The sequence below is a fragment of the Saccharomonospora saliphila YIM 90502 genome (assembly GCF_000383795.1).
Lineage (GTDB): Bacteria > Actinomycetota > Actinomycetes > Mycobacteriales > Pseudonocardiaceae > Saccharomonospora > Saccharomonospora saliphila.
Genome location: NZ_KB912692.1, coordinates 5,717 through 9,370, shown reverse-complemented (window position 1 = coordinate 9,370; position 3,654 = coordinate 5,717). Strand labels below are relative to the sequence as shown.

4 protein-coding genes are annotated in these 3,654 nt (G+C 70.9%); 2 read left to right on the top strand and 2 right to left on the bottom strand.

Going from position 1 to position 3,654, the window contains the following annotated elements; all coding sequences use genetic code 11:
• The coding region (locus tag SACSA_RS23115; protein WP_019816653.1) for an EamA family transporter at nt 1–414 on the top strand (414 nt) is incomplete at its 5' end.
• A gap of 78 nt (nt 415–492) precedes the next feature.
• Here SACSA_RS23115 and SACSA_RS0114680 read toward each other — a convergent pair.
• Together SACSA_RS0114680 and ppgK are read right to left on the bottom strand one after the other, a co-directional pair.
• Nucleotides 493–1,866 carry an RNA polymerase sigma factor gene (locus SACSA_RS0114680; protein ID WP_019816652.1) on the bottom strand — a complete coding sequence of 458 codons (1,374 nt, stop codon included), beginning with the start codon at nt 1,864–1,866 and terminating at the stop codon, nt 493–495.
• A 201-nt stretch (nt 1,867–2,067) separates the two neighbouring features.
• Entirely contained in the window at nt 2,068–2,829 is a 762-nt protein-coding gene (ppgK, locus tag SACSA_RS0114675) for a polyphosphate--glucose phosphotransferase (protein WP_019816651.1), read from the bottom strand.
• Nucleotides 2,830–2,885: 56 nt separating this feature from the next.
• On the opposite strand from ppgK, the gene SACSA_RS23110 reads away from it, so the two are divergent.
• Nucleotides 2,886–3,654 (top strand): inositol monophosphatase family protein (locus SACSA_RS23110; protein WP_083940262.1); only part of this gene is annotated, 769 nt, incomplete at its 3' end.

Genomic DNA, 3,654 nt, shown 5'->3' with positions numbered 1-3,654 from the left:
GCGGGCGTGGCCTTCGCCCTCGGCGCCGCAGCGGCGTGGGCGGGCTACATCGTGCTGGGCAAGCGAGTGGCCACCCGGGGCGCGGGCATCGACAGCCTCGCGATCGGCTTCGCCGCCGCCACGGTGCTGCTCTCGCCGCTGGCCCTGGGCACGACGGCCGTCTGGGGTCAACCCGACCTGCTGGGTTTCGCGGTCGGTGTCGGGCTGCTGTCGACGGTGGTGCCCTACGTCCTGGACCAGGTCGTGCTGCGCAGGCTGGGGCAGGCGCGGTTCGCGGTGCTGCTGGCGCTGCTGCCGGTCACCGCGGCCGTGGTGGGATTCCTCGTGTTGCGGCAGGTGCCCACTCCCGGGGAGGCCGTGGGCATCGTCGCCGTCGTCGTGGGCGTCGCGCTGCGATCGTCCTCGCGGCCCTGACACCCGCGGCGCGGCCAGGAGGCTGCCGACCACGCAGGGTCGTCGACCCGGTCGTCGACGACCCTGCGTGGTGGACAATCAGTCCAGGTAGTCGCGCAGCACCTGCGACCGCGACGGGTGCCGCAGCTTCGACATGGTCTTCGACTCGATCTGGCGGATCCGCTCCCGCGTCACGCCGTAGACCTGGCCGATCTCGTCGAGTGTGCGTGGCTGTCCGTCGGTGAGACCGAAGCGCAGCCGCACCACACCGGCCTCGCGCTCGGACAGCGTCTGCAGCACCGACTGCAGCTGGTCCTGCAGCAGCGTGAACGACACCGCGTCGACGGCCACCACGGCCTCGCTGTCCTCGATGAAGTCTCCGAGCTGCGAGTCGCCTTCGTCGCCGATCGTCTGGTCGAGCGAAATCTGCTCCCGGGCGTACTGCTGGATCTCCAGCACCTTCTCCGGGGAGATGTCCATCTCCTTGGCCAGCTCTTCCGGAGTGGGCTCCCGGCCCAGGTCCTGCAACAGCTCGCGCTGGATGCGGCCGAGCTTGTTGATCACCTCGACCATGTGCACCGGGATACGGATGGTGCGTGCCTGGTCGGCCATGGCCCGGGTGATGGCCTGGCGGATCCACCAGGTGGCGTAGGTGGAGAACTTGAAGCCCTTGGTGTAGTCGAACTTCTCCACCGCGCGGATCAGGCCGAGGTTGCCCTCCTGGATCAGGTCCAGGAACGCCATGCCACGCCCGGTGTAGCGCTTGGCCAGCGACACCACCAGGCGCAGGTTCGCCTCGAGCAGGTGGCTCTTCGCGCGCTCACCGTCGCGGATGATCCACTTGAGGTCGCGCCGCATCTGGGTGGTGAGCTTCTCGCCCTCCTCCTCGACCACGCGCATCCGCTCGGCGGCGTAGAGGCCCGCCTCGATGCGCTTGGCGAGCTCGACCTCCTCCTCGGCGTTGAGCAGCGCCACCTTGCCGATCTGCTTGAGGTAGGCCCGCACCGAGTCGGCCGAGGCGGTCAGCTCGGCGTCCTTGCGGGCCTGGCGCAGTGCCTCGGACTCCTCCTCGTCCCAGACGAAGTCCGGGTCGGGCGCGGCGGCGGCCGGACCGGAGGACTCCTCCGACTCCTCGCCCTCCTCGGTGACGGTGGCGTCGACGACGTCCACCTCGACCGCGTCCACGTCGAGATCCGACAGGTCGACATCCTCCAGGTCCGACGCGTCGAGGTCCTCGCCCAGCTCGGCGGGGGTCTTGGTCGCGCCCTTGGCCTTGCCCTGCTCGCTCTTGGCGCCCTTGCGGGCCCGCGCCGATTTCGCGGTGGTCTTCTTCGCGGCCGTCTTGCGACCCGACGACTTGGTCTCCGGTGCGGCCGTTCCGTTCGCGGCCGCCGTCTCCTCGTCGGCAGTCGCGTGCTCGGCGGCGCTCGTTGTCTTCGTCCCGCTTCGGGTTGCGGTCTTTGCGGCTGCCACGTACGCCCTTTCGCAGCGGTCGTCACGACGAACCGAGACGTTGGAATCCCGGCTGCCTCAAGTTCGGGGAACCTGCTCTGGCCTGCGGTTTCTCCTGCCGCAGCCGAGAGCCTTGTTCCATTGTAACGACGGTGGGCACCGGCGTCGCGCAGCGATCAACTCGTTCGCGCGTCGCCGGGTGCCCCGCGACCGGGGCCGCGCTCAGTGCGTGATGCCCTCCGCCGCGGCGGCGGCCGCGCCCACGATCCCCGCGTTGTTCAGCAACGATGCGGGAATGATCGGCGTTTCCACCGACAACAGGGGTACCCATTTCTCGGCCTTCTTGCTCACCCCGCCGCCCGCGATGTACAGATCCGGCCGGATGAGGCTGTCGAGCACGGTCAGGTAACGATCGACCCGCTTGGCCCACTCCGGATACGACAGGCCCTCGTTGTCCTTGGCCGAGGCCGCGGCCTTCTTCTCGGCGTCGTGCCCGTCGATCTCGATGTGCCCGAACTCGGTGTTCGGCACGAGCTTGCCGTCGAGGAACAGCGCGCTGCCGATGCCCGTGCCGAAGGTCAGCAGAGCGGTCACGCCCGTCCGTGCCACGGGGTCGCCGAACCGCATCTCCGCCATGCCCGCCGCGTCGGCGTCGTTGAGCATCGCCACGTTCTCCACGCTCACGCCGAGGCGCTCGGCGAACAGCGTGTCGGCGTCGCGGCCGATCCAGCTGTGGTCGATGTTGGCCGCCGTCCGGGCCACGCCCTTCTTCACGACGGCGGGCAGGGTGATGCCGACGGGTCCGTCCCACTCGAAGCGGCCCACCACCTCGGCGACGACGTCGGCGACCGCGTCCGGCGTCGCGGGGCGTGGCGTGTCGATGCGCACCCGGTCGCCGACCAGCGTGCCGTCGGTGAGATCGACCAGGGCGCCCTTGATGCCGCTGCCGCCGATGTCGATGCCGAAACCCCGGGTCGCCGTCATGGGCGTGGTCCCTTCCTTCTCGATTCAGAAACCGTCTCGCGAGACTCTAGCCGCGGATGTGGTCCCATGGTGGCGTGGGAGCTGTCGATTCCGGATACGCGGCCTTGGCCGCCACGGCCGAACGGGTGGCGCTCGACGCGGCCGACATGGTGCGGCAGGCGCGGGAATCCCTGCTCGCGGGCCACGGCGTCGCCGTGGACACCAAGAGCAGCCGCACCGATGTCGTCACCGCGGTGGACACCGAGTCGGAGCGGCTCGTGCGGTCGCGGCTGGCGGCGCTGCGCCCGGGCGAGCCCGTCCTGGGCGAGGAGGAGGGCGACGCCGGTCCACCCACCGAGGGGGCGGACGTGCGGTGGGTGGTGGACCCGATCGACGGCACGGTCAACTTCCTCTACGGGCTTCCCGGCTTCGCGGTGTCGGTGGCCGCGCAGATCGACGGCGTGTCCGTCGCGGGCGCGGTGGTGGAGCCGGTCTCGGGACGACGGTGGACGGCGATCCGGGGGGAGGGCGCCTGGCTGGACGGGCGCCCGCTGGCCACCTCGGCGCCCGAGTCGCTGGAGACCACCCTGCTGGCGACCGGGTTCGCCTACCGGTCCGAGCGCCGGGCCCGGCAGGCGGAGCTGCTCGCGCGGGTGCTCGGCCGGGTGCGCGACATCCGCCGGTCGGGTTCGGCCGCGCTCGACCTGTGCGGCGTCGCCGCCGGGTGGACCGACGCCTACGTCGAGCACGGCCTGAGCCCGTGGGAGTCCTCCACCAGGTCGATGATCTCGGCGCTGGTGAACTCGCCGCGCATCAGGACGGCGAAGCCGTCGCCGGAGAGCCGCG